Annotated in this window: 15 protein-coding genes; 4 read left to right on the forward strand and 11 right to left on the reverse strand. The window is 70.9% G+C overall.

The features are described from left to right. Positions 1-23 precede the first annotated feature (23 nt). The 7 genes from IF64_RS0104265 to IF64_RS0104300 all read right to left on the reverse strand — a co-directional run bounded on the left by IF64_RS0104265 (position 24) and on the right by IF64_RS0104300 (position 9,657). Positions 24-599: a TetR/AcrR family transcriptional regulator gene (locus tag IF64_RS0104265; RefSeq protein WP_030530671.1), complete on the reverse strand. Its 576-nt coding sequence runs from the start codon at positions 597-599 to the stop codon at positions 24-26. A 69-nt stretch (positions 600-668) separates the two neighbouring features. Next, positions 669-1,667, reverse strand: a complete 999-nt coding sequence (gene nrfD / locus IF64_RS0104270; RefSeq protein WP_048807923.1) for an NrfD/PsrC family molybdoenzyme membrane anchor subunit — start codon at positions 1,665-1,667, stop codon at positions 669-671. Next, a complete protein-coding gene (locus tag IF64_RS0104275; protein ID WP_030530673.1) occupies positions 1,664-2,584 on the reverse strand; it encodes a 4Fe-4S dicluster domain-containing protein in 921 nt (306 codons plus the stop codon). Before IF64_RS0104275 ends, nrfD begins: the two co-directional genes overlap by 4 nt. Beyond that, positions 2,581-5,898, reverse strand: a complete 3,318-nt coding sequence (gene fdh, locus IF64_RS0104280; RefSeq protein WP_145600369.1) for a formate dehydrogenase — start codon at positions 5,896-5,898, stop codon at positions 2,581-2,583. The genes IF64_RS0104275 and fdh overlap by 4 nt, the downstream gene beginning before the upstream one ends. Positions 5,899-5,973: 75 nt before the next feature. Beyond that, positions 5,974-6,810: a dihydropteroate synthase gene (gene folP / locus IF64_RS0104290; RefSeq protein ID WP_030530676.1), complete on the reverse strand. Its 837-nt coding sequence runs from the start codon at positions 6,808-6,810 to the stop codon at positions 5,974-5,976. Positions 6,811-6,929: 119 nt separating this feature from the next. After that, positions 6,930-8,033, reverse strand: coding sequence for an ABC transporter ATP-binding protein (locus IF64_RS0104295; RefSeq protein ID WP_084705637.1), 1,104 nt, complete (start codon positions 8,031-8,033; stop codon positions 6,930-6,932). A 142-nt stretch (positions 8,034-8,175) separates the two neighbouring features. Then, positions 8,176-9,657 carry an MFS transporter gene (locus tag IF64_RS0104300; RefSeq protein ID WP_084705638.1) on the reverse strand — a complete coding sequence of 494 codons (1,482 nt, stop codon included), beginning with the start codon at positions 9,655-9,657 and terminating at the stop codon, positions 8,176-8,178. A 247-nt stretch (positions 9,658-9,904) separates the two neighbouring features. Here IF64_RS0104300 and IF64_RS0104305 point away from each other — a divergent pair, with 247 nt between their 5' ends. Both IF64_RS0104305 and IF64_RS0104310 read left to right on the forward strand, forming a co-directional pair. Continuing rightward, positions 9,905-11,275: a CaiB/BaiF CoA transferase family protein gene (locus tag IF64_RS0104305; RefSeq protein ID WP_084705639.1), complete on the forward strand. Its 1,371-nt coding sequence runs from the start codon at positions 9,905-9,907 to the stop codon at positions 11,273-11,275. Beyond that, a complete protein-coding gene (locus IF64_RS0104310) occupies positions 11,275-12,021 on the forward strand; it encodes a FadR/GntR family transcriptional regulator (protein WP_036875705.1) in 747 nt (248 codons plus the stop codon). The genes IF64_RS0104305 and IF64_RS0104310 overlap by 1 nt, the downstream gene beginning before the upstream one ends. Positions 12,022-12,086: 65 nt before the next feature. Here IF64_RS0104310 and IF64_RS0104315 read toward each other — a convergent pair whose 3' ends face one another. Genes IF64_RS0104315 through IF64_RS0104330 form a run of 4 tightly spaced genes read right to left on the reverse strand, consistent with a single transcriptional unit; the run spans position 12,087 to position 15,997 of the window. Next, a complete protein-coding gene (locus IF64_RS0104315) occupies positions 12,087-12,890 on the reverse strand; it encodes an amidohydrolase family protein (RefSeq protein WP_030530681.1) in 804 nt (267 codons plus the stop codon). Positions 12,891-12,895: 5 nt separating this feature from the next. Beyond that, positions 12,896-13,645, reverse strand: a complete 750-nt coding sequence (locus tag IF64_RS0104320; RefSeq protein WP_030530682.1) for an SDR family NAD(P)-dependent oxidoreductase — start codon at positions 13,643-13,645, stop codon at positions 12,896-12,898. Beyond that, positions 13,646-14,818, reverse strand: coding sequence for an acyl-CoA dehydrogenase family protein (locus IF64_RS0104325; RefSeq protein ID WP_030530683.1), 1,173 nt, complete (start codon positions 14,816-14,818; stop codon positions 13,646-13,648). It abuts the gene before it with no gap. Positions 14,819-14,848: 30 nt separating this feature from the next. Next, complete coding sequence (locus tag IF64_RS0104330) at positions 14,849-15,997, reverse strand: acyl-CoA dehydrogenase family protein (RefSeq protein WP_030530684.1); 1,149 nt, start codon at positions 15,995-15,997, stop codon at positions 14,849-14,851. Between the two features lie 182 nt (positions 15,998-16,179). On the opposite strand from IF64_RS0104330, the gene IF64_RS0104335 reads away from it, so the two are divergent. Both IF64_RS0104335 and IF64_RS0104340 read left to right on the forward strand, forming a co-directional pair. Beyond that, a complete protein-coding gene (locus tag IF64_RS0104335; RefSeq protein WP_211252530.1) occupies positions 16,180-17,367 on the forward strand; it encodes a thiolase family protein in 1,188 nt (395 codons plus the stop codon). Positions 17,368-17,519: 152 nt separating this feature from the next. Further along, positions 17,520-18,278 (forward strand): SDR family NAD(P)-dependent oxidoreductase, encoded by a 759-nt coding sequence (locus tag IF64_RS0104340; RefSeq protein WP_030530686.1) that lies wholly within the window; start codon positions 17,520-17,522, stop codon positions 18,276-18,278. Positions 18,279-18,288: the final 10 nt, after the last annotated feature.

Genomic DNA, 18,288 nt, shown 5'->3' on the forward strand with positions numbered 1-18,288 from the left:
GGACGGCCGCCGAGCCGGCCGGCTCAGCGCTGCGGTGTGCCGCGGAGCTGGCGGGCCAGGTCACCGGCCAGTCGCCTGCCGGTGGCCGCGTCGACCGGCGCATGACCGATGAGGATTCGGTACCACAGCACGCCGTGGACCTGGTCCACGGCGAGGTCGGCGTCCAGTTCCGGGTCGAGGTCCGGTAGCCAGCGCTCGATGAGCAGGTGCAGCTGTTCCCTGCGGTCCGCAGTGAACTCGGCCAGGACGGCCGAGGCGTGCTCGTCGCGCAGTGCCTCCGACACGATGCCCCGCAGGGTGGCCGCGTACTCGGGGGTGCCTGCCGCCTCGAACGTCGCCGCGAGGAACGCCTCGAGGTCGCCCTCCAGCGATCCCGTCGACGGCGTCGGCGCGAGACTCCGTGCCCTCTCGGTGATCGCCTCGAGGACGACCGCGCCCTTCGACGGCCACCAACGGTAGATCGTCTGCTTGCCGATCCGCGCCCGCGCCGCGATCGCCCCGAGCGTCACCGGCGAGCCCTCGGCCAGCAGTTCGGTGGCGGCGCTGAGGATCGCGGCCCTGGCCTCGTCGTTCCGGCGTCGTCCGGTGTGCGCCCGCATGAGCTTGACGGTACCAAGAGTCTCGACTACGGGCGGGGTTCAACCGATCCGGTCGCTCGCCGGCCGGGGTCACTGCGCGGATTCGGCTCCCGCGGGGTTGCCGCGGTCCACGCGCTGGCGCTGGGGGACGACGACGTACTTCGGATCGCGGGTCGACTCGACGCCGGCCTCGAAGATCCCGAGCCGTTGCAGCGCGCTGCCAGCCAGCAGGGCCAGCCCCGACGCCACCGCGACCCCGCGGCTGCGCCCGGCCAGCAGACTGCCCAGCGCCCCGCCCGCGGTCAGGTACTCCGACCACTGCCGCAGTCGGTGCGCGCGGCCGGTGCGATAGGCCTCGCTGACCACACCCAGGCGCTCGTCGAGCTGACGGGAGGTCACCAGTTCGGTCACGGCGCCGGCCGCGGCCAGCCGCCGCGCGGGGCCTGCCTCCTCGACCGGAGCGCACACCATGCCGAATCCGCCACCGCTGGCCGCCGCCGAGCCGGTGAACACGAACGGCAGCCAGTCGCGCGCCTCGTTCCACGCGGGCACGGCGGTGTGGGACAGCAGCACCGCGGTGTACGAGGCGACCCCGGGAGCCACCGCGGCCGACGACAGTCCGGCCGGCCGCGCCAGCTTCCCGACGAGTTTGCCCAGCATCGTGCGCCGCAGCCGCTTCGGCATGAGTTCGGCGACCGCGGACACGCCGACGCCCGGCCCGTAGGCGACGAGGATCCACGTGCCCACGCTCATCGGCGAACTGGGCTTGGCCACGCGAAGCATGTGATGGAAGCGTTCGGGCCTGCCGAGGTCGGCGATGAGGAAGTACATGCTCGCGCCGAGGCCACCCAGCGCGCCCACCCGCGTCACCTTCCGCAGCCGCGGCCGCCGGGTGAGGTCGGCACCAGCCGCCAGCTCGGCACACGCGGCCGACAGTCCGCCCGCGAACAGGTACGCCGGCACGAGCCACTCCCAGACCGGCTGTTTCAGCACCGGCCTGCCGTAGTACGACCGGAACGAGGCCTTCGGGACGGCCCGCTCCTCCTTCGTCCCGTCGCCACCGGCCACCCGGTTCAACGCCCGGCTCATCGACCGCTCCGTCCGAAGAAGACGGACACGGCGGCCGCGGCGAACGCGGCGGCGGCCATGCCCGCACGGGTCCACATCGATCCTGCATCGCGCGTGGGCACGACCGGGTCCGGCGGCAGGCCGTAGACCTCCGGCTCGTCGAGCAGGAGGAAGAAGGCACCATCGCCGCCGACCCCGTCGTTCGGGTCCTCGCCGTACAACCGGGCCTCGGTGACGCCGCGCTCGTGCAGCGTCTCGACGCGCTGCCGGGCGCGTTCGCGCAACTCGTCGAGCGGTCCGAACTGGATCGAGTCGGTCGGGCACGCCTTGGCACACGCCGGTTCGAGGCCGTCGCGGAGGCGGTCGTAGCACATCGTGCACTTCCACGCCCTGCCGTCGCCCTCGCGGCGGTCGATCACGCCGTACGGGCAGCCGGAGACGCAGTAGCCGCAGCCGTTGCAGATGTCGTCCTGCACCACCACCGTGCCGAACTCGGTGCGAAACAGCGCTCCCGTGGGACACACGTCCAGACATCCGGCGTGGGTGCAGTGCTTGCACACGTCGGAGCTCATCAGCCACCGGAAGTCGGTCCTGGTCTCCTCCCCCGTCTTCGCGCCGGGAAGGTCGAACGACGGCAACCCCAGGTCGACCGCGGTGGCCTCGTCCGTACGGCGCTCCGGGGCCGGCTGTTCGATGAACGCCACGTGCCGCCACGAGTTGGCGCTCAGCTCGCCCGTGTTGTCGAACGACATGCCGAGCAGGTCGAACCCGTCGTCCGGGATGAGGTTCCACTCCTTGCACGCCACCTCGCAGGCCTTGCACCCGATGCACACCGACGTGTCGGTGAAGAACCCCACCCGCTCCGGGTGCTCGGTGTAGCCGGCGTCGCCGGAGACGTCGTCGAGCGGGCCGTAGAAGCTCTCGCGCGAGACGGTCATGCGTCCTCCTCCCGATCGTCCGTACGGCTGGCCGAGGACTCGGCGGCCGTGGTCAGCACGTGGGTTCCGGTGTCGACGGTGACGCCCGCACGCCTGCGATAGTCGTCCAGATAGGCCAGCAGCTCCCGGCCCCGCGGCCTGCGGCCGGGGCGGATGTCGCACGTGGCCACCTTGCTCTCCTGGATCAGCGTGTTCGGATCCAGCACCACACCGAGCAGGTCGTTGACGATGTCCCCGTCGACCTTGCCGCTCGGACCCCAGTGGTACGGCATCCACACCTGGTGCACCACCCGGCCCTCGAGCCGCAGCGGGCGCATCCGCTCGGTGACGAGCACGCGGGCGTCGACCGCGGCCCTGCTGGTCACCACGTGGGCCCAGCCGAGGTGCTCCAGCCCCCGCTCGACGGCCAGTTGCGGCGACACCTCGACGAACAGCGACGGCTGCAGCTCCGACAGGTAGGCCAGCTGCCTGCTCATGCCGCCCGCCGTGTGGTGCTCGGTGAGCCGCGCGGCGGTGAACACGAACGGGAACACCTCGCCGCCGGCTTCCGGCGGAGCCGGGTTCGACGGGTTGTCCGGCCGTCCGTACACCTTGCGCACCGGGCTGCCCTGCTGGCCGTAGAGCAGGTTGCGCATGGGCGACTCGTGCGGCTCGTAGTGCGTCGGCAACGGCCCGTCGACCACGCCGCTCGGCGCGAACAGCCACGCCTTGCCGTCGGCCTGCATGATGAACGGGTCGTCGCCGGCGAGTGCGTCCGGGCCGGCCTGGCCCAGTTCGGGCTGGTGGTCCGGCGGCGTCGTCCTCGGGAAGTCCGGCACGTCGTGCCCGGTCCACTCCCCGCGTTCGGCGTCCCACCACACCAGCTTCTTGCGTTCGCTCCACGGCCTGCCCTGCGGGTCGGCGGAGGCGCGGTTGTAGAGCACCCGCCGGTTGGCGGGCCACGCCCAGCCCCATTCGAGGGCGACCTCGTCCTGCTCGTCCCGCGAGGTGCGGCGGCGTGCCTGGTTGACGCCGTCGGCGTAGACGCCGCTGTAGATCCAGCATCCCGCGGCCGTGCTGCCGTCCGACTTCAGTTCCAGGTAGCTGTTCACCGGCTCGCCGGTGCTGAGGTCGACGCCGTTGATCCGGCGCAGCACGTCGTCGGCCGACGGCTCGGCGAACTCCCCTTCACCCTCGGTCGCGTAGTCCCACGCCAGGTCGAGCAGCGGACGGTCACGTTCGTCGGTCGAGTCCGCCAGCTTCCTGCGCACGAGGCGCCCGAGGTGGTAGGTGAACCACAGTTCGGAACGCCGGTCACCGGTCGGTTCGAGCGCCCGATCACGCCACTGCAGCATGCGCTGGGTCTGCGTGAACGTGCCCTCCTTCTCCACGTGGGACGCGGCGGGGAAGAAGAACACCTCGGTGCGACACTGCTCGGGCACGATCTCGCCAGTCTCGATCTCGGGCGCGTTCCGCCAGAACTCGGCACTCTCGATCATGGTCAGGTCGCGGACGACGAGCCAGTCCAGATTGGCCATGCCGAGGCGCTGGAGCCTGCCGTGCGCCGAGCCGACGGCCGGGTTCTGCCCGAGCAGGAAGTACCCGAACACCTTGCCGTCGATCATGTCCATGACGGTGCGGTAGGTGCCGTGGTCGCCGTCGATGCGCGGCAGGTGGTCGAAGCAGTAGTCGTTCTCGGCCGTCGCCGCCTCGCCCCAGTACTCCTTCAGCAGGGACACCAGGTAGTCGTCGGCGTTGTGCCAGAAGCCCTTCTGGTGCGTGCCACGGATCGACTCGACGTAGTCGTGCTTGTCGGCGTGCTGCGCATCGGGCATCGGCAGGTAGCCGGGAAGCAGGTTGTACAGCGTCGGGATGTCGGTCGAGCCCTGGATGCTCGCGTGCCCGCGCAGCGCGAGCACACCACCGCCCGGCCTGCCGATGTTGCCCAGCAGCAGCTGGATGATCGCACCGGCCCGGATGTACTGCGCACCCATCGAGTGCTGCGTCCAGCCGACGCTGTAGACCAGCGACGCCGTCCGCTCCCGGCCCGAGGCCTCCGTCCACGCGCGACAGACCTCGAGGAAGTCCTCGGCCGACACACCGCAGATGCGTTCCACCATCTCCGGCGTGTAGCGCGCGAAGTGCCGCTTGAGGATCTGGAACACACACCGCGGGTGCTCGAGGGTCTCGTCGGTCGCGATGCCGGTGCCGCTCTCCAGCTTCGGCCCGCCCGAGCCGTGCTGCTCGCCCGCGGACTCCTCCCGGTGCCGGTGTCCCTCGACCGCGTTCTCCGGGGCACCGTTCTCGTACTGCCACGTCGAGGTGTCGTAGGTGCCCTGCTCCGGGTCGTAACCCGAGAAGAGACCGTCGAGGTCCTCGGTGTCGGCGAAATCCTCATGGATGAGGAAACTCGCGTTGGTGTAGGCCCGCACGTACTCCCGGAAGTCCAGGTCGTTGGACAGGATGTAGTTGATCACCCCGCCGAGGAACGCGATGTCCGAGCCCGCGCGCAGCGGGACGTGCTTGTCCGCGAGCGCGCTCGTCCTGGTGAACCGCGGGTCGATGTGGATGACCTTGGCGCCACGCGCCTTGGCCTCCATGACCCACTGGAATCCCACCGGATGGGCCTCGGCCATGTTCGAGCCCATGATGACGATGCAGTCGGCGTTGGCCAGGTCCTGCTGATAGTCCGTCGCGCCACCGCGACCGAAGGAGGCTCCCAGACCGGGAACCGTGGCGGAGTGTCAAATACGCGCCTGGTTCTCGATCTGGATCGCGCCGAGCGCGGTGAAGAGCTTCTTGATCAGATAGTTCTCTTCGTTGTCGAGCGTCGCGCCGCCGAGGCTGGCGATCCCCTGCGTGCGCCGTAGCTTGCGGCCCTCGGCGTCGGTCTCCTGCCATCCCTTGCGACGGGCCTCGAGCACCCGGTCGGCGACCATGTCCATCGCCGTCTCGAGATCGAGCTCCTGCCACTCGGTGCCGTAGGCGGGCCGGTACAGCACCCGGTCCTCGCGGTGCTCGCCGGTGACGAGCTGCTTGCTCGCCGAACCCTTCGGGCACAGCCTGCCGCGGGAGACCGGACTGTCCGGGTTGCCCTCGATCTGCAGGACGCGCTCACCGTGTTCGGCCGTCTCGTCCTTGCCGACGTAGACCTTCTGGGAGCAGCCGACGGCGCAGTACGGGCAGACGGAACTGGCGACGTGGTCGGCCTCGACGGTCCGGGGCTGCCGCTCGCGCGAGCGCGGGGACGCCGCGGCGTCTCCCCTCCCGAGCCGGTCGGCCCCGGTGAGCTGGCGATAGACCGGCCACGACCGGATCCAATCGCTCACACCCATGGGCGGCCTCCCACTCGACTCGTCGGCGTACCCGACACCGTACCTCGCGGCGCTCGCCGCGTCATCGCGAGATGATCACACGAGTCCGCGAATCACGTGTGCGGGGGGCTTGTCCCCCTTGATCACCGCCACCATATCGAGCGCCTGGCACGTCTCGGCGACGTTGTGGGCGCGGAACACGGCCGCACCCTGCCACGCGCACACCGCGGTCGCGGCCAGGGTGCCGTGGAGCCTGCGGTCGACGGGCAGGTCGAGGGCCTCCCCGACGAAGTCCTTGTTGGACAGCGCCACCAGCACGGGCCAGCCGGTGTCGACCAGCCGGCCCAGGTCGCGGGTCAGCGCGAGCGAGTGCCACGTGTTCTTGCCGAAGTCGTGCGTCGGGTCGACGAGCAGTCCCTCGGCAGGCACCCCGAGGTCCTGCAGCTGCCGTGCCCTGCCGGTCACTTCGGCGATCACGTCGGCCACGACGTCCGGATAACGCACCCGGTGCGGACGCGTGCGCGGCACGGCCCCGCCCGTGTGCGAGCAGACGTACCCGGCGCCGAACTCCGCCGCGACCACGGCGAGCTCGGGGTCGGATCCCGCCCACGTGTCGTTGAGCAGGTCCGCACCCTCCTCGCAGGCGCGTCTGCCGACCTCGTGCCGCCACGTGTCGACACTGATCGCGATGTCGGGGAACCGGGACCGCAACTCGGCGACGAACGGCACCACCCGGCGGGTCTCCTCCGCCACGTCGACGTCCGTGCCCGGACCCGCCTTCACCCCGCCCACATCGATGATGTCGGCCCCCTCGGCGACGGCGCGCTCGGCGGCTTCGAGGGCCTCCTCGGTGCCGTAGGTGGCGCCGCGATCGTAGAACGAATCGGGCGTGCGGTTGACGATCGCCATCACCAGCGGCCGGTCCCGGCGCATCGCCCTTCCTCGGAAGCGGATCGCGGGCGCCGCGGGAGTCTCACCGGTCTGCACGGGTCCAGTATCCCGTGGACGGCCACGGGCCCCGGCGTGCGGGCCCGCGCACCGGTGGCCCGCCGTCAACGCGGTGGTGCCAGCGCGTCGATGCCCGCGGCCCGGCCGTTGCTCGGGGCGGTCGGGGCTGCCGGATCGGCCGGGCCGGCTCCCACATCGGCGTGCCCGCCCAGTCCGTAGCGGAGCCGGTCCTCGTCGGTCAGCGAGTCGGTGATGCCGCGCCGGGCCTCGGGCGGCAGCGTGTGCAGGATCGACATCACCCGGTCCTTGCGGCGCCGCACGCCCCGGCGTTCCGGCAACCCGGGGGTGGGCTGCAGCTGGGGCACGACGCCCCGCACGTCGTCGACGGACCCGTCGTGGTGGCCGGCGGCGGCGCGCGCCTCCTCGAGCGCCATCTGCGCCGAGTCCTTCTCCTCGCTCATGCCGATCGGCCCGCGGACCCGGCCGTTGAGGAACTGCTCGACAACCGGCTCGTCCGAGGTCAGCAGCACCTCGCGCGGGCCGAACATCACCAGCTCCTTGCGGAACAGCATGCCGATGTTGTCCGGCACCGTGCGCGCCACGTTGATGTTGTGCGTGACGATGAGGATCGTCGCGTCGATCTGCGCGTTCAAATCCACCAACAGCTGTGAGATGTAGGCCGTGCGCACCGGGTCGAGACCGGAGTCCGGCTCGTCGCACAGGATGATCTCCGGATCCAGCACCAGAGCACGAGCCAACCCCGCACGCTTACGCATACCGCCGGAGATCTCCCCGGGGAGCTTGTCCTCGGCACCCGAAAGACCCGTCATGTCGAGCTTCTCGAGCACGATCCCTCGGACCTCGGTCTCTGACTTCTTCGTGTGCTCGCGCAGCGGGAACGCCACGTTGTCGTACAGGTTCATCGACCCGAACAGCGCGCCGTCCTGGAACAGCACCCCGAAGAGCTTGCGCGTGTCGTAGAGCCTGCGCTCGGAGCACCGCACGATGTCGGTGCCGTCGACCGTGCACGACCCCTTGTCCGGTTTGAGCAGGCCGATCATCGACTTCAGGAACACCGACTTACCGGTACCTGACGGCCCCAGGAGCACCGACACCTCACCGGGCGGAAGGGTCAGGGTCACGTCCCGCCAGATCGGCTGTCTCCCGAACGACTTCGACAGGCCCTCGACGACGACTTCAGCACCCATGCTGCCTCCCGGCCACGCTCCACCTGCCGGCGTCCTCGCAGGTCCGGTGAAACATGTTCTAGCGTGACAGTGTGCCACCGGAGGGTCAAGCACGGGGATCGAGCACGAGAGGTCACGGGTCAGGGCCGAGCACGAACGACGATCAGCGCCGCCCGGGCGCCGCACAGGTGGCGGGCGAGGCAGGCCTGCCGTCGGCGGACGCGTCGGACTCGCGCGCGGCCCGGGGCGCCGGGGTGATCGCGGCGATCACGCACGCGAGCGCGCCCGCCCCTCCGGCGATCAGGAAGATCACCGTGTAGGCGTCGATGCCGGGCAGCACCGTGCCGTCGATCCGCACCACGATGCCGGCCGTGACGGTCGCGACGACGGCGCTGCAGCTGGACGTGCCGATCGAGCGGCACAGGGCGTTGAGACTGTTCGCCGCCGCGGTCTCCGACTGCGGCACCGCGCGCATGATCAGCGCGGGCACGGCGCCGTAGGCCAGCGCGGCACCGATCGCGGTCGCCGTGACGGCAGCGATCGCCGCGACCAGCGGATCGTGCACGACGGACCGGGCGAAGTTGCCCGCCGCGAGGACGCTCGTGCCGACCATGACCGTCACCCGCGGTCCCCACCGCCGCGAGATCACGGCCGACAGCGGGGAGAACACCACCATGGCCCCACCGACGGGCAGCAGGGCGAGACCGCTCTCCATCAACGAGAGGTCGAAGCCGTATCCGGTGGAGGCGGGCGCCTGCAGCATCTGGGCACTCACCATGAACCCCGCGAACATCGCCACGCCGATCAGCACCGAGGCCACGTTGGTCAGCAGCACGGCCGGCCGCGCCGACACCCGCAGGTCCACCAGCGGCGCGGAGGGCCCGCGCAGCTCGTACCAGCCCCATCCCACGAAGATCACCACGGAGGCGGCGAGCAGGCCCAGCACCAGCGGACTGCCCCACCCCCATTCGCTGCCGCGCGACACCGGCAGCAGCAGACACAGCAGCCCCGCCGACAGGCCCGCGGCTCCACCCGCGTCGAACCGGCCACCGCTGCGCACCGGCGATTCCGGCACGAGCAGGACCACCAGCACCATCTGCACCAACCCGAACAGCGCCGAGCCCCAGAACAGCCAGTGCCAATCGGCCTGCTCGGCGACGAATCCGGTCAGCGGCAGTCCGACCGCACCACCGGCACCGAGCGTCGAGCTCATCACCGCGATCCCCGTGCCGACGCGTTCGGGTGGCAGTTCATCGCGCATGATGCTGATGCCGAGCGGGATGACCCCGATCGCGACACCCTGCAGCCCGCGGGCCACCAGCACGAGTGCGACCTCGCTCGACATCGCGCCCACGGCGCTGCCGACCGTCATCGACGCGAGCGCGACGAGCAGCATGCGCCGCTTGCCGTACATGTCGCCCAGCCTGCCGAGGACCGGTGCGCACACCGCGCCGGTGAGCAGGGTGACGGTGATCAGCCACGCAGCGGTGGACGGTGTCGTGTCCAGCAGCCGCGGGAACTCGGGCAGCAGCGGCACCGCGAGCGTCTGCATGAGCGAGACCGCGATGCCCGACGTGGCGAGGACGGCGACCACGGACCGTGAAGCGGGTGTTCGGGCCACGGTCCGGGCTCCCCCTTGCTCCATGTTCGACCAGCACGGGCGGTGCGCATACGGCTGCACACGCAGCCTAACCCGGAAGCGGGACGGCCGTACAACACAGTGCGGTATCGACCACCCGCCATAACCATGTTCATCATCCCGACAGTTGCAGCGAAACCCTGGACGCCGCATGGCTTACAGGTGAACCTGACAGGGAACACTGGACAGACGGCGCCGTGAACCGCGTATCGTTGTGTTAATCTATCATCACCATTCGCATAGAGGAGACGACATGGCGACTGACACCGTCCCCTCCGGCGCGCAGCCGCTGACCGGTGTACGGGTGATCGAGCTCGGATCGATGTACGCGGCACCGACGGCGGGGCGCATGCTCCGCGACTTCGGGGCCGACGTCGTCAAGGTCGAGGATCCCACCGCGGGCGACTTCGCCCGCCAGTGGCAGCCCTCCCACAACGGCACGGCGATCGGCTTCGCGCGGCTGAACTCCGGTAAACGGTCGGTGGGCATCGACCTGCGCACGCCACGGGGGCGGGACGTCGTCACGCGGCTGATCGACGAGGCCGACGTGCTCATCGAGAACTTCCGGCCGGGCAGGCTCGAGGACTGGGGCATGGGCTACGCCGCGCTGTCCGCCCGCAACCCGCGCCTGGTGATGACGCGGGTCAGCGGTTTCGGCCAGACCGGGCCGTACCGCACCCGGCCCGGATTCGGCACGGTCGCCGAGACCGCCAGCGGCTACGCCTTCCTCAACGGCTGGCCGGACACCCCGCCGACCGCTCCCCCGTTCGGCTTCGCCGACTCCATCGCCGGCATCTCCGCGGCGTTCGGCACGGCCATGGCGCTGTACCGCCGCGAGCTGTCCGGCCACGGCTCCGAGGTCGACGTCGCGCTGTACGAACCGCTCATGTTCATCCTCGGCGACGCGGTGCTGAACTACACCTCGTCGGGCACGATCATGCAGCGCCACGGCAACAGCTCGGGCGCGGCCTCCCCACGCGGCATCTATCAGGCGTCCGACGGAGGGTGGCTGTCCATCGCCGGATCGAACCAGGCCATCGCGATGCGGCTGTTCGACGCGATGGGGATGCCCGAACTGAAGACCGACGAACGCTACGCCACCAACACGGCGCGGATGGCCAACAACGAGGCACTCCAGGAGATCGTGCGCGGATGGGTGGGCAGCAGACCGCGCGACGAGATCCTCGCCGTGCTCGACGAGTACGAGGTCGTCTCCGCCGCGGTCAACGACGCCAGCGACATCGCCCGCGATCCGCACTTCCTGCAGCGCACACTCGTCGACCTCGCCGGAAGCGCGCTCGGACCCGCACTGATGCCGGGCCCGGTCCTGCACGTCAGCGACTGCCCGCGCCCGGTCTACGACGGTGTCCCCACCGTCGGCGAGCACACCGGGGACGTCCTCGCGGGCGAGCTCGGCCTGCCCGCCGCCGAGCTCACCGCCCTCGCCGCCGACGGCGTCATCGGCGTCATCGGCCCCACCAACAACGGCGCCCCAGGGAACGCGGCAGCTCCGGCAACCGCGGACACAGCGGGGAATCCGGGGACTGCGGGGTCTGCGGGGACTGCGGGGACTGCGGCAGCGTCGGGAACCTCGGACACCGTGCCGGAGACCGGGGCGGCGTGATGGTCCAGCCTCCGCTTCGCCCGCGGAAGACGGCGATGCTCGTCGCGCAGCGCATCGTGGCCGACATCCACGAACGCGGAAACACCGTCGGGGAACGGCTTCCGCCGGAACGGGTCATGCTCGACGAGTACGCCGTCGGCAGGGGCACGCTGCGGGAGTCGCTGCGCTTCCTCGAACTGCAGGGCGTGATCTCGCTGCGTCCCGGCCCGGGCGGCGGGCCGGTCGTCGAACAGCCCGACGCCTCGAGCCTGGCGACGGCGCTGACGTTGCTGCTGCAGTTCGAGAACGCCCCCTTCCGTACCATCGCCGAGGCGCGCACCGGACTGGAACCGATGATGGCGCGGCTGGCGGCGGAGCGGATCGACGACACGGCGTTGGCGCAGCTCGCATCGAGCGTCGAGGCGATGCACGACGGGCTGGACGACCAGCACGTGTTCCTCGCCGAGAACAAGCGGTTCCACGACATCATCGCCCACGGCAGCGGCAACGCCATGTTCGGTTACCTCGTGGACGCGCTGCTGGGCATCCTCGACGGGTCAGCCATCGGCATCGACTACCCGCAGGTGCGCCGCACCGCCGTGCACAAGGCGCATCTGCGGATCTACCAGGCGATCGCGACCCGGGATCCGCAGGCCTCGGCGGAGGCCATGGCCCACCACATCGAGGAATACGTCAAGTACGCCGAGCGCAAGTTCCCCGACGTGCTGGCCGCGCCGATCACCTGGACCCATCTCGGCACGGTCTGACTCGCCCTTCGAATCGCCGTCCGGGTCGGCGCGGGTGGTGCCCGGCACGCTCCGCACGCGCAGTCTCACGCCCACGGCGAGGCGATTCCCAGCACGCGCGCCAGCGTCCCGCCCAGCACCGATTTCGTCTCGCCGTCGGTCAGCCCCAGCGCGTCGATCGCCGCGATCTCGGCCGCGGGGTCGGCCATCGGCCAATCGGAGCCGAACACGATCCGTTCCGCACCGTGGTTGCGGATGAGCCTGCGCACCCGCTCGGGGCGCAAGGTGTTCAGCCCCGGCGGCCACGACGTCTCGAGGACCACGTCGGCGCCGGAGAGCATCTCCTCGGCGTCGTCGAGGATCTTGTAGCCGCCGAAGTGGCAGGCCATCAGCCGCAGATCGGGGAACTGGCGCGCGATGTCGGCGATCATGCGCGGGCTGGACAGGCTGTTGGTGCGGGCGTCGGCGCTGCCCGCACCGACGTGGGTGATCACCGCGATGTCCGAGCCGAACGCCTCGAGGATCGCCCACAGCCGCGGGTCGTCGAGCGCGTAGTTCTGGAACAGCGGGTGGATCTTCACGGCGCGCAGGCCGTGCCGGTGCAGGCTCGCCAGGTTCTCTTCCACCGGCAGGTCCACGTGCACCGTGCCGACGGGGACGTGCCGGTCGCTGGCGGTGCCCGCAACGAACCGGTTGACCGAGTCGACGTGCCGCGCCTCGGCGGCGATACCGAGGCAGCAGCTCATGTCGACGCCGGTGCCCGCCATCGTGGCGGTCAGCCCGCCGACGGTGCCGTCCCCGCGCGGGGTCAGTCCGGGCAGCCGGTTACCGGCGAGCGCCGCGGCGGCGATCTTGTCGGGCCAGACGTGGGTGTGGGCGTCGATGATCATGTCGGTCACAACTTTCCGGATTCGCCGCCGTCGACCACGAACACCGCACCGGTGGTGAACGGCGACCGCGCCGAGACGAGCAGGCAGACGAGCGGCATGAGTTCCTCGGCGTCGGCCATCCGTCCCGAGGGGATCTTCTTGACCCGGCGCGCGAGCAGTTCCGGCGATTCCAGGACGGCGCTCTGGGCGTCGGTCGCGAACGCGCCGGGTGCGATGCAGTTCACCTGCACGCCCTTGCCCGCCCATTCCGCGGCGAGCGCCTCGGTCATCCGGACGACGGCGCCCTTGGAGGTCGAGTACCCCACGAGGTGCGGTTTCCCGCGCACGCCGGTCGTGGACGCGACGTTGACGATGCGGCCGCTCCCCTGCGCGATCATGTGCCTGCCCGCGGCCTGGGCGAGCAGCATCGGGGCGAGCACGTTGACCGCCATGGTCTCCTTCCACACCGCGGGGTCCTGATCGGCGAACCTGCCCGCCGGAGCGATGCCGGCGTTGTTCACCAGGGCGTCGATGTGGCCGTGCCGGGCCACGACGTGCTCGACGAGCGCCGTGACGGCCTCCTCGTCGCGCATGTCGACGGCCTCGGTGGTGATCCGCCCTTCGCCGCGCGCGGCGACCTCCGCGAGGGAGTCCTTGCTGCGTGCGGCGGCGACGACCGTGGCGCCCTCGGCGGCCAGCGTCGTCGCCATGGCGGCACCGAGACCGCGGCTGGCACCGGTGACGAGCACGACGGTTCCGTCGAGTCCGAGGTCCATTCAGGACACCTTCTTCCCTGCCGGGTCGACCGCGGCCTTCTTGCCCAGCCGCCTGGCCAGCGAGTCGAGCAGCACCTCGGTCGCACCCTCGTACACCCGCAGGGGCCGCGCGTTGCGGTACAGCCGCTCGATCTTCGAACCCCGCACGAGCCCGAACCGGCCCATGCTCTGCACCGCGCGGTCGGCCGCGCGCCCTGCCGCCTCGGTGGCGACGACCTTCGCGATCGACGAGTAGTCCAAATGCGACAGCGGGTCGGTACGGGCGAGCGATGCGGCGCGGTACGTCATCGCCCGCGCGCTCTCGACGTCGGCCCACGAGGACGCCAGGTTCTGCCCCACCGCACCGAGTTCGAGCAACGGCCTGCCGAACTGGGTCCGGGTCGTGGCGTGCCGGGTCGCCTCGTCGAGCGCGGCCTGGCCGAGTCCCACCCCGGATCCGGCGACGGTCACGCGGAACACCGCGAGGGTCTGCAACATCAGCGAGAATGCCTTGCCCGGTTCACCCAGCCGGTTCGCCTCGGGCACGACGACGTCGTCGAAGGCCAGCTCCCCGAGGATGTGCGGGGCGATGATGTCCGCACCCCGCTCGGCACGCAGGCCCGGCGACGTCGCGGGGACCAGCACCATCGAGTAGCCGTCCCCTTCCCTGCCGAGCACGCAGTAGAACGACGCGGCGCCGCCGTTGGTGATGAACGACTTGCGCCCGCGGACGACGAGTTCACCGCCGCGGCGCTCGATCGTCGTCGTGATGGCACGCAGGTCGGAGCCGACGTCCGGTTCGGTGAGCGCGAGGCCCGCGATCGCCTCCAACGCCGCGACGCGGGGCAGCCAGGCGCGTTTGAGCTCGGCGGACCCGCCGACGGTGAGCGAGTAGCTGCCGACGCCCTGCATACCGAACAGCGAGTCCAGATGCGCCGAGCTGTACATCAACGCCTCCCGCACGACCGCGATGGCCAGCGGGTCGAGCGTGTCGGCGGCGCCGCCGTAGTCGGCGGGCACGACCTGGCGGGCCAGTCCGGATTCCCGGAGCAGCGCCGCGGTTCGTTCGTGCACGTCGGGACATTCGTCGGCCTCGGCCGCGAACGGCTCGACCGCCGCGGCGACGTCCCGCGCGGCCTGCTGGATCGTGCGATGCCCCTCGGACAGGTCGAACAACTGCTCTGGTGCCACCATCTCGCCTTTCGGTCCGGATCGGAGGTTCGGTCAGCGGCGCTGGTCGAATCGGCGGCCGAGCAGTTCCGACACGATGCGGGTGCGCTGCATGGCGGGGGTTCCGCCCGCGATCGCCCAGCCGTGCGCGTCCCGATGCAGCCGTTCGAGGCCGTACTCCTCGGTGTAGCCGTTGCCGCCGTGCAACTGCATGCCCAGATCGGTGACGCGCTTGGCCATCTCGTTGGCCGTGCACTTGGCGAGCGAGACCCGCAACGGGTCGGGCAGTCCGGCGCGCGCGGTGTCGGCGGCCTTCTCCAGCAGCGCACGTGCACCTTCGACCTGCAACACCATGTCGGCCAGCACGGTCTGGACGCTCTGGAACTCCACGAGCGGTTTGCCGAACTGCTCGCGCTCCTGCACGTAGGCGATCGTGCGATCGAGGGCGGCCTGCGCGACGGCGAGACTCATCGTGGAGTTGCCGAGCCGTTCGATCGAGAAGACCCCGAACAGCTTGCCGAAGCCGCCGGCAGGCACGACGACGTCGGCGGCCGGCGCCACCACGTCCTCGAGGATCACGTCGGCGGACGGGATCCCGCGGAAGCCCATGAGTTTCTCCTGCGGGCCGAAGCTCAGGCCCGGAGTCCCCTTCTCCACCACGATCGCGCCGATGCCCTTCGAACCGGGCGCGTCGGACAGCCGGGTGTAGACCAGGTACAGGTCGGCCTCTCCGCCGTTGGAGATCCACCGTTTGGTGCCGTTGATGACGTAGGTGTCGTCGACGGGTTTCGCGGCGGTGCGCATGTCGGTGGCCGCCGAGCCCGCGTCGGGTTCGGAGATCGCGACCGCCATCGTCCGCTCCCCGGCGACGATGTCCGGGAGCCAGCGCCTGCGCTGCTCGTCGGTGCCGAGGTGGTTGATCACCTGCGCGGGCCCGGTGTTGGACTCGAACACTTGGAACGCGGCGGGCCTGCACACCTTGCCGAGCTCCTCGATGACGGCCAGCGCGTGGGCGATCGGGGCTCCGGATCCGCCGAACTCCTCGGGCAGCGCGATCCCCAGAAAGCCCAGCTCGCCGAGGCGCCTGCGCTCCTCGACCGGAAGGGGCCTGCGCTCGGCGTCCAGCTCGGCGGCCATCGGGGCGTAGACCTCGGCGGCCACCTGCGCGGCGAGCTGCCGGATCTCCCGGATGTCATCGGTCATCAGCGACCTCCTTGGTTGTAATCATTATCCTGGTTTATCCACCACGGTTGTCAACAGGCGGCCGGATGATGCGGCGAGAATGGGGGTGTCGGTGGCGCCCTTCAGGCCCCGGCGCCGCACGCGAGCATGGACCTAGACATGCATATCATGATAAGTAATTAACCATGATTCCAGCGCGGGAAATCAGCGACGCCGTCATCGTCGACGCGGTACGCACCCCGATGGGCAAGGGAAAACCGGGCGGTGCCCTGTCGAGCGTGCATCCCGTCGACCTGCTGGGACAGACCCTGACCGGCCTGCTCGAGAGCACCGGCGTCGATCCGGCCACCGTCGACGACGTGCTCATCGGCTGCGTGTCGCAGGTCGGCGAACAGTCGGCAACCCCCGGCCGGATGGCGTGGCTCGCGGCGGGCCTGCCCGAACACGTGCCGTCCACGACGATCGACCGCAAGTGCGGTTCCGGCCAGCAGGCGGTGCACTTCGCCGCCCAGGCGGTCATGGCCGGCTCCTACGACATCGCCGTCGCCGGGGGTGTCGAGTCGATGAGCCGCGTGCGGATGGGCTCGGCCCGGCTCGACGCCGATCCGTTCGGCGAGGGGGTGCGCCGGCGGTACCGCCCGGGGCTCGTCTCGCAGGGCGTGGCCGCGGAACTCGTCGCCGCACGGTGGAAACTCGACCGCGCCGAACTCGACGAGTACTCGGCACGCTCGCACGCGCGCGCGGCTGAGATGCGCGCGTCCGGGGCGTTCGACCGGGAGATCGTGCCCGTCACCACGCCCGAGGGCACCGTCACCGAGGACGAGACGATCCGCCCGGGAACCTCGGCCGAGAAGCTCGCCGCGCTCGAGCCCGCGTTCCGGGACGCCGCCGTGTCGGAACGTTTCCCCGAGATCGGCTGGCACGTCACGGCCGGAAACTCCTCGCAGATCACCGACGGGGCGAGCGCCGTCCTGGTGATGAACGCCGAGACCTGTGCGCGGCTGGGCCTCAGGCCCCGCGCACGCATCCGGGCGATGCACGTCTGCGGTGACGACCCGCTGTCCATGCTCACCGCCCCCATCCCCGCGACCCGCCGGATCCTCGAACGGTCCGGCATCGGCCTCGACGAGATCGGGCACGTCGAGCTGAACGAGGCGTTCGCCCCGGTGCCCCTGGCCTGGTTGCGCGAGTTCGGCGACGCCGGCGCCGACGAGGCACGGCTCAATCCGCGTGGTGGCGCGATCGCCCTCGGCCATCCGCTGGGCGCCTCCGGCGCGCGCCTGATGACCACCCTCCTGCATGCACTCGAGGACGGCGGCCACCGCTACGGCCTGCAGCTGATGTGCGAGGCGGGCGGCATGGCCAACGCCACCCTCGTCGAACGCCTCTGACCCGCACCCGTCCCGGCGGACACGCGCTGCCCGCACCGCCGGTGGCCACCGCACCACCGACCCCTCCACACCACCGACCCACCCACACCACCAGCCAACCCGCGCCACCAACCAGCCCGCGCACCCAGCCGACCCGCGCAAGGAGAAGGACCGTGGATCTCACCGACAGCTCCGTCGTCGTCACCGGCGGCGCCTCCGGACTCGGCCTGGCCACCGCCACCCGGCTGGCCGCCCGCGGCGCGCACGTCGTCGTACTCGACCTGCCCTCCTCGGACGGCGCCGCGGTGGCGGACAGTTTCGCCGGCACCTTCGCCCCGGCCGACGTCACCGATGCCGACACGGTCGACGCCGCGCTGGAGGCCGCCGAGCAGGCGGGCCCGCTGCGCGCCGTCGTGCACTGTGCCGGACGCGGCGGCGCGGTGCGACTGGTCGACCGGGACGGCAACCCGGGATCGATGGACATGTTCGACACCGTCGTGCGGACGAACCTCTACGGCACGTTCAACGTCCTGCGCCTCGCCGCGGCACGGATGGCACGCAACGAGCCGGTCGACGGCGAACGCGGCGTGTGCGTCCTGACCGCGTCGGTCGCGGCCTACGAGGGACAGATCGGACAGTTGCCGTACGCCGCGTCGAAGGCAGGCATCGTGGGCATGACCCTCGTGGCGGCCCGCGACCTGGCCTCGAAGCAGATCCGGGTGACCACCATCGCGCCGGGCCTGTTCGACACGCCGATCCTCGCGCGACTCCCCGAGGAGGTCCGCGACTCGCTCGGCAGGTCCATCCCGAATCCCAGCCGCCTCGGCGTGCCCGGCGAGTACGCTCAGCTGGCGGAACAGATCATCGACAACCCCATGCTCAACGGCGAGACCATCCGGCTCGACGGCGCCATCCGCATGGCGCCACGCTGACCCCGAGCCG

Origin of the sequence: Prauserella rugosa (assembly GCF_000719975.1) — a bacterium.
GTDB classification, from domain to species: Bacteria; Actinomycetota; Actinomycetes; order Mycobacteriales; family Pseudonocardiaceae; genus Prauserella; species Prauserella rugosa.

What these genes read in the sequence shown, in the direction of transcription:
- IF64_RS0104300 (WP_084705638.1), bottom strand. Translation starts at nt 9,657, where the DNA reads ATGGAGCAAGGGGGAGCCCGGACCGTGGCCCGAACACCCGCTTCACGG.
- IF64_RS0104315 (WP_030530681.1), bottom strand. Translation starts at nt 12,890, where the DNA reads ATGATCATCGACGCCCACACCCACGTCTGGCCCGACAAGATCGCCGCC.
- IF64_RS0104275 (WP_030530673.1), bottom strand. Translation starts at nt 2,584, where the DNA reads ATGACCGTCTCGCGCGAGAGCTTCTACGGCCCGCTCGACGACGTCTCC.
- IF64_RS0104305 (WP_084705639.1), top strand. Translation starts at nt 9,905, where the DNA reads ATGGCGACTGACACCGTCCCCTCCGGCGCGCAGCCGCTGACCGGTGTA.
- folP (WP_030530676.1), bottom strand. Translation starts at nt 6,810, where the DNA reads ATGCGCCGGGACCGGCCGCTGGTGATGGCGATCGTCAACCGCACGCCC.
- IF64_RS0104295 (WP_084705637.1), bottom strand. Translation starts at nt 8,033, where the DNA reads ATGGGTGCTGAAGTCGTCGTCGAGGGCCTGTCGAAGTCGTTCGGGAGA.
- IF64_RS0104320 (WP_030530682.1), bottom strand. Translation starts at nt 13,645, where the DNA reads ATGGACCTCGGACTCGACGGAACCGTCGTGCTCGTCACCGGTGCCAGC.
- nrfD (WP_048807923.1), bottom strand. Translation starts at nt 1,667, where the DNA reads ATGAGCCGGGCGTTGAACCGGGTGGCCGGTGGCGACGGGACGAAGGAG.
- IF64_RS0104310 (WP_036875705.1), top strand. Translation starts at nt 11,275, where the DNA reads ATGGTCCAGCCTCCGCTTCGCCCGCGGAAGACGGCGATGCTCGTCGCG.
- IF64_RS0104265 (WP_030530671.1), bottom strand. Translation starts at nt 599, where the DNA reads ATGCGGGCGCACACCGGACGACGCCGGAACGACGAGGCCAGGGCCGCG.
- IF64_RS0104325 (WP_030530683.1), bottom strand. Translation starts at nt 14,818, where the DNA reads ATGGTGGCACCAGAGCAGTTGTTCGACCTGTCCGAGGGGCATCGCACG.
- IF64_RS0104330 (WP_030530684.1), bottom strand. Translation starts at nt 15,997, where the DNA reads ATGACCGATGACATCCGGGAGATCCGGCAGCTCGCCGCGCAGGTGGCC.